The 6,076-nt window shown below is 70.6% G+C and carries 6 protein-coding genes; 5 read left to right on the forward strand and 1 reads right to left on the reverse strand.

The genetic code is table 11. The features are described 5' to 3' along the window. From ACRDUX_RS40390 to ACRDUX_RS40410, 5 genes are all read left to right on the forward strand, one after another. Positions 1–868: permease (locus tag ACRDUX_RS40390; protein ID WP_526423092.1), on the forward strand; the 868-nt coding region annotated here is incomplete at its 5' end. Continuing rightward, on the forward strand, positions 865–1,578 hold the full coding sequence (locus ACRDUX_RS40395; RefSeq protein WP_526423094.1) for a TIGR03943 family putative permease subunit: 714 nt from the start codon (positions 865–867) through the stop codon (positions 1,576–1,578). The genes ACRDUX_RS40390 and ACRDUX_RS40395, both read left to right, overlap by 4 nt. A gap of 19 nt (positions 1,579–1,597) precedes the next feature. After that, positions 1,598–2,782, forward strand: a complete 1,185-nt coding sequence (locus ACRDUX_RS40400; RefSeq protein WP_526423096.1) for a serine hydrolase domain-containing protein — start codon at positions 1,598–1,600, stop codon at positions 2,780–2,782. 62 nt (positions 2,783–2,844) lie between these two features. Then, on the forward strand, positions 2,845–4,944 hold the full coding sequence (locus ACRDUX_RS40405; protein ID WP_526423098.1) for a RecQ family ATP-dependent DNA helicase: 2,100 nt from the start codon (positions 2,845–2,847) through the stop codon (positions 4,942–4,944). Positions 4,945–5,043: 99 nt separating this feature from the next. Next, positions 5,044–5,505 (forward strand): hemophore-related protein, encoded by a 462-nt coding sequence (locus ACRDUX_RS40410; protein WP_526423100.1) that lies wholly within the window; start codon positions 5,044–5,046, stop codon positions 5,503–5,505. A gap of 10 nt (positions 5,506–5,515) precedes the next feature. Here the strand turns inward: ACRDUX_RS40410 and ACRDUX_RS40415 are convergent. Next, positions 5,516–6,076, reverse strand: a 561-nt coding sequence (locus ACRDUX_RS40415) for a zinc-binding dehydrogenase (protein ID WP_526423102.1), incomplete at its 5' end; no start/stop codon positions are given.

Consider the following 6,076-nt stretch of genomic DNA (forward strand, 5'->3'; position numbering starts at 1 on the left):
GAGCACGGCCGCGACGGTGTTCTGCGGTGTGTTCGTCCAAGCACTGCCCTTCCTGGTGCTCGGGGTCGTGGTCAGCGGGCTGATCGCCGCGTTCGTCAGTGCCGAGCGCCTGTCCCGGTGGTTGCCCCGCCGGCCGGCGCTCGCGGTTCTCGCCGCGGGCATCGGCGGTGCGGCCCTTCCCGGCTGCGAATGCGGGTCGGTTCCCGTCGCCCGGCGGCTCTTCGGACCTGGCACGAACGGGGCGGCCGCCCTGACCTTCATGCTGTCGGCGCCCGCCGTCAACCCGGTGGTGCTGGTCGCCACGGCCGTCGCGTTCCCCGGCCAGCCAGCCGTAGTGCTGGCACGGTGCGTGGCCTCGCTGATCACCGCCATGGTGATGGGGCTGCTGTGGTCGCGCTTCGGTCGCGACGAGTGGGTCACCCGCGCATTGCCCCCTCCCGCTGTGGAGGGCTCGTCGCGCTGGACGGTCTTCACCGAGGCTGCCCGGCACGACTTCCTGCAGGCCGCGTCCTACCTGGTGGTCGGGGCTGCAGCCGCCGCGGCGCTGCACGTGTTGGTTCCGGCCTGGGTCTTCGAACACCTGGCGGGCAACCTTCTCGTCGGGGTGGTCGCCATGGCACTGCTCGCCGTGGTGCTCGCTCTTTGCTCCGAGGCCGACGCATTCGTCGCGGCCAGCCTGACGATGGTTCCGCTGGTGCCGCGGTTGGTGTTCCTGGTGGTTGGGCCCGCCTTCGACGTGAAGCTGTCCGCGATGCAGGCGGGCATGTTCGGCCGCCGGTTCGCGGTGCGCTTCGGTCCTGCCACGTTTCTGGTCGCCACCGTGGTCGCAACCGTCGTCGGCCTCGCGGTTCTCGGCGGTGCCGCGTGAGTCGGGGCACGCAGAACCTGATCCTGTTGCTCGTCGGGTTGAGCACCGCGGTGATGCTGGTGAAGGGCACGTATCTGAACTACGTGAAACCCGGACTGCTCCCGTGGTTGATCGCGGCCGCGGTGGTGCTCGTCGTTCTCGGGTCCGCGGCGATCATCCGGGACCTCCGAACGGCCAACGCCGGGGACGAAGAGCACGACGGGCATGGCCATCGGCACCAACCGTGGCTGGGCTGGCTGCTGCTCGTCCCGATCGCGATGGTGGCCTTCGTAGTGCCCCCGGCGCTGGGGGCGGGCGGGACGAGTCCGGCGGCCGTCAGCACTCCGCAGCGACGCGCGTTTCCGCCGTTGCCCTCGGGGGATGCGCCGACGGTGTCATTGCCCGAGGTGGTGATGCGGGCGGCCGCGGACTCCACCAATTCGCTTGCGGGCCGGCCCATCACGCTCACCGGTTTCACGCTGCACCGTCCCGACGGCATCGATCTGGGTCGGGTGGTCATCGTGTGCTGCGCCGCGGACGCGCAACTGGCCCGTGTGCACCTGAGCGGCCCAGGCGCGGCCGCAGCGGCAGGCCATCCGGAGGACACCTGGCTGCGGATCAAGGGCCAGATCGTCCTCGGCTCGTCCCACGCGGCGGACGGTTTCATCCCGACGATGACGGTCACGGACGTGGCGAGCATCGACAAACCGGCCAACACCTATGCGTACTAACCGTGTTTGGATGGCGGGAGTGAGCACCTTCCCCGGTTTCGCCGACGAGGGCTTCGGACCCGTCGCCGACGCCTTCGTCGACAACTTCCGCAGAGGCGCCGAGATGGGCGCGTCGTGTGCCGTCTACCACCGCGGCCGCCTCGTCGTCGACCTGTACGGCGGGACGGCCGACGCCGCCACACGCAGACCGTGGACGGCCGACACCGTCACGATCGGCTTCTCCGTCTCCAAGGGTTTGATGGCGCTGTGCGGCTACCTGGCCCAGCAACGGGGGCTGCTCGACTTCGACGCGCCGGTCGCCACGCTGTGGCCCGAGTTCGCCCAGAACGGCAAGCAGGACATCGTGATTCGCGACGTCTTCGCCCACAGGGCCGGGCTGATGGCGCTTGACGCCGACCTGAGCCTTGCCGACGTACTGGCCTGGGATCCGGTGATCCGCGCGATTGAAGCGCAACGACCGCTGTGGACGCCAGGTACGGCGTTCGCGTACCACGCGTTGACGTTCGGCTGGCTCACCGGCGAGATCCTGCGCCGCGCCACCGGACACCTGCCGGGTGCGCTGCTGACCGACTACCTCACCGATCCGCTCGGGGTCGACGCCTGGTTCGGGCTGCCCGCCGACCAGGAGCACCGCGTGGCCAGGATGCATGCGCCGCGGTCCCGGGTGTTGCGCACCGGCTATCGCGTCCTGCCGAGGATCCTGCGTTCCATCGGCAGGTCGGCGGCGGTGCGTGCCGTGACGATGGGCTCGGCGTTTCCCTTCTCGATGATCGATGGCTGCGCAGGCGATTTCAACACGCCCGCGGTGCGCGCCGCGCAGATCCCCGCGGCCAACGCAATCCTGGATGCCCGTGCGCTGGCCGCCATCTACGGGGCTGCGGTATCGCCGGTGACGGGTGCGCCGCTGCTGACCGGCACCTCGATGGCCGATGCGACCGTCCTGCGGTCCGCGGGGGACGGCTGGCATATCGCGCTCACGCCGCCCGGGGTCCGATTCTCGACCGGCTTCCTCGTCAACGGCATCCCGTACCGACCGCTGCTGTCGGACTCGTCGTTCGGGCATGACGGCGCCAGCGGCAGCCTCGGCTTCGCCGACGCCGACAGCCAGACGGGTTTCGGCTACGTCAACAACCTGTTCGGTGGGGGACGCGATCGACGCGCCAACGACCTGACCGCCGCGCTCCGGCGCTGCCTCGACCGCTAGGTCGTCGGACCGGGCGGGCACGATGGGGGCATGACCTTCCCCCGTCGCTTCGCTCGCCCGTGATGGCAACCCGCGAGCAGGCCCAGACGATCCTCGAGCAGTTGGCCGGACCGCAGGCCACGCTGCGCGATGACCAGTGGACCGCGATCGAGGCGCTCGTCGTCCAGCGCCGCCGTGCGCTCGTCGTGCAACGCACCGGCTGGGGCAAGTCGGCCGTGTACTTCATCGCCGCCAAACTGCTCCGCGCCAGCGGACACGGACCGACGGTCATCGTCTCGCCGCTACTGGCGCTGATGCGCAACCAGGTGCGCGCCGCCGACCGGGCAGGCGTGCACGCGGCCACCATCAACTCGAGCAACGTCGCCGACTGGGACGAGATCCACGACCGGGTGCGGCGAGGTGATCTCGACGTCCTGCTCGTCAGTCCGGAGCGCCTGAACAACCCCGACTTTCGGGACCAGGTGCTGCCCGCGCTTGCGCACGACGCCGGACTCGTCGTGGTCGACGAGGCGCACTGCGTGTCGGACTGGGGTCACGACTTCCGACCCGACTACCGCCGCATCCGCACGCTGATCGCCGAACTCGGCACCGACGTTCCGGTGCTGGCCACAACGGCCACCGCCAACGACCGCGTGGTCGACGACGTGGCGAGTCAGCTGGGAGTTGGCGGCTCCGAAACCGGGGGAGACACCCTGGTGCTGCGCGGCGGCCTCGACCGTGAGTCGCTCCGGCTGTCGGTGGTGAAGGCGGGCAACCCGGCGCAACGCGCGGCTTGGCTTGCCGCGCACATCGATTCGCTGCCAGGGTCGGGCATCGTGTACACGCTGACGGTCGCGCAGGCCAACGACGTCGCGGCGCTACTGCGCGAACAGGGCCACGAGGTGGCGGCCTACACCGGGGCGACGGAGACCGCCGAGCGCGAGCAACTCGAGGCCGACCTGCTGGACAACCGGGTCAAGGCGCTGATCGCCACGTCGGCGCTCGGCATGGGATTCGACAAGCCCGATCTCGGCTTCGTCGTCCACCTCGGTGCGCCGTCCTCGCCGATCGCCTACTACCAGCAGGTCGGCCGCGCGGGCCGCTCGACCGCCAGCGCCGAGGTGATCCTGCTGCCCGGGCACGAGGATCAGGACGTCTGGCGTTACTTCTCCTCGGTGGCATTCCCGTCGGAAGCCATGGTGCGCAACGTGATCGGCGCGCTCGAGGCCGAGCGGCCGCAGTCGACGCCCGCGCTCGAGCCGCTGGTGGATCTCGGCCGGACCCGCCTGGAGATGGTGCTGAAGGTTCTCGACGTCGACGGCGCGGTCCGCCGCGTCAAGGGCGGCTGGGTGGGCACCGGCGCGCCGTGGGAGTACGACGAGGCCCGCTACCGCAAGCTCGACGAGGCCCGCAAGCGCGAACAGCAGGCCATGCTCGACTATCAGGTGACCGATGGCTGCCGGATGGCCTTCCTGCGTGGCCAACTCGATGATCCGGAGCTGACCGAAGGCGAGCGCTGCGGCCGCTGCGACAACTGCACCGGCAAGGGTTACGACGCCGATGTCGACGCGTCGTCGGCCGAGGACACCCGCCAGCGGCTGATGCGCCCCGGCGTGGAGGTCACGCCTCGCAAGCAGTGGCCGTCCGGACTTGGCAAGCTCGGCGTCAAGCTCAGCGGCAAGATCGCCGACGGGCCGTCAGCCGGGCGGGTCATCGGCCGGTTGACCGATCTCGGCTGGGGCGCACGGCTGCGGCGGCTGCTCGACGAGCCCGACGCCCAGGTGCCCGAGGACGTCGTCAAGGCCGCCGTGAAGGTACTGGCGTCGTGGGAGTGGACCACCAGGCCCACCGCCGTGCTGGCGATGGACTCCGACCGCCACCCGCTGCTCATCACCTCGCTGGTCCGCGAGCTCGCCAGGCTCGGACGGCTGACCGATCTCGGCGTCCTGCAGTACGCGCCAGAACGCCGTCCGGTGACGGCGGCCAACTCGGCATACCGCGTCGCAGCCTTGCAGGGCGGCTGGCTGTCACCGGACCCGGCCGTGATCGCCCGCGCGGGTGGCCCGGTGCTACTGGTCGACGACATGACCGACACGGGGTGGACGCTGACGATGGCGGCGCGCGTGGTCGGGGAGGCCGGTGCGCAGGAGGTGTTGCCGTTCGCGCTGGCGAGTACCAGCTAGCTCGTTCGTCCCATCGGTAACATCCGGCCCCACCGCGGCGAAATCATCTCCAGGGGCCGAGTCACCATCGCGGTGCGGCCCGAACGAATGGAGCAACCAATGTCTCGTGCCGTGACCCTTCGGCGAACCACCTTCGGCCTGCTCGCGGCGGGCGCTGCCTGTGCTGCGCTCAGCATGCCGTCGGCCGCCGCCGACCCGACCGATCCCGCCGAGCCGACGACGGAGGCGACCTCGCCCGCCGAGCCCACTCCGGGCGTCACGCCCGCCGCGACCGCCGCGGGTGACGACTGCAACGCGGCGGGTCTGGCCACGACCATCAGCTCGGTGACGGCGAATCTGTCGACGTACTTCGCCGCCCACCCCGACGCCAACCAGGCGCTCATCGACGCCGCGCGGCAGCCGTCGTTCACCGCCGTCGGACAGTTCAACGACTACTTCAGCGCGCATCCCGACGAGGCCGATGCCATCCGCGGCATCCAGGCTCCGCTCGGCGCATACAAGGACCGGTGCGGGCTGCAGGTCGCGCCCACAGATGCCCTTGCCGTCCTCGCGGACGTCTAACCCTCGGCGGTCACTGCTGCGGGTGCACCACGGCCTTGATCGAGTCCGTGACGCGGCTGGCCAGCGTCAGCGCGTCGGCGGACCCGGCGAGTGGAAAGTGGTGGGTGACAAGCTCACTGACGTCGATCCGGCCTGACGACACCAGTTCAATGGCGAGCGGCCAGGTGTGGTTGTAGCGGTTCACCAGGCTCAGGGTCACCTCGTTGGGGTTGAGTGCGGCCAGCGGTAAAGCGACGTCCTGCTTCGGCATGCCGATCATCGCCGCGCGGCCCGCGGGTGCCAGGCGGGCCATCCCGGCGGCCAATGCGCCTGGCGCGCCCGAGCACTCGAGTAGCACGTCGAACGTCCGGTCGCCGACGGCGTCCGGTGTCTCCGTGGCGAAACCCATTCGCTTGGCGATCCCGCGCCGGAACTCGGACGGGTCGACGACGGTCACCGAGGCCGCCCCGAATGCGCGCGCGACGGAGGCCGCCAGCAGCCCGACGGGCCCGGCGCCGCTGACCAGGACGTGATCACCCGCCGTCAGGTTCGCTCGCTTGCACCCCCAGATCCCCACCGAGAGCGGCTCGAG

It is taken from the genome of Mycobacterium sp., from assembly GCF_050701675.1.
GTDB lineage: Bacteria > Actinomycetota > Actinomycetes > Mycobacteriales > Mycobacteriaceae > Mycobacterium.

What these genes read in the sequence shown, in the direction of transcription:
- ACRDUX_RS40405 (WP_526423098.1), top strand. Translation starts at nt 2,845, where the DNA reads ATGGCAACCCGCGAGCAGGCCCAGACGATCCTCGAGCAGTTGGCCGGA.
- ACRDUX_RS40410 (WP_526423100.1), top strand. Translation starts at nt 5,044, where the DNA reads ATGTCTCGTGCCGTGACCCTTCGGCGAACCACCTTCGGCCTGCTCGCG.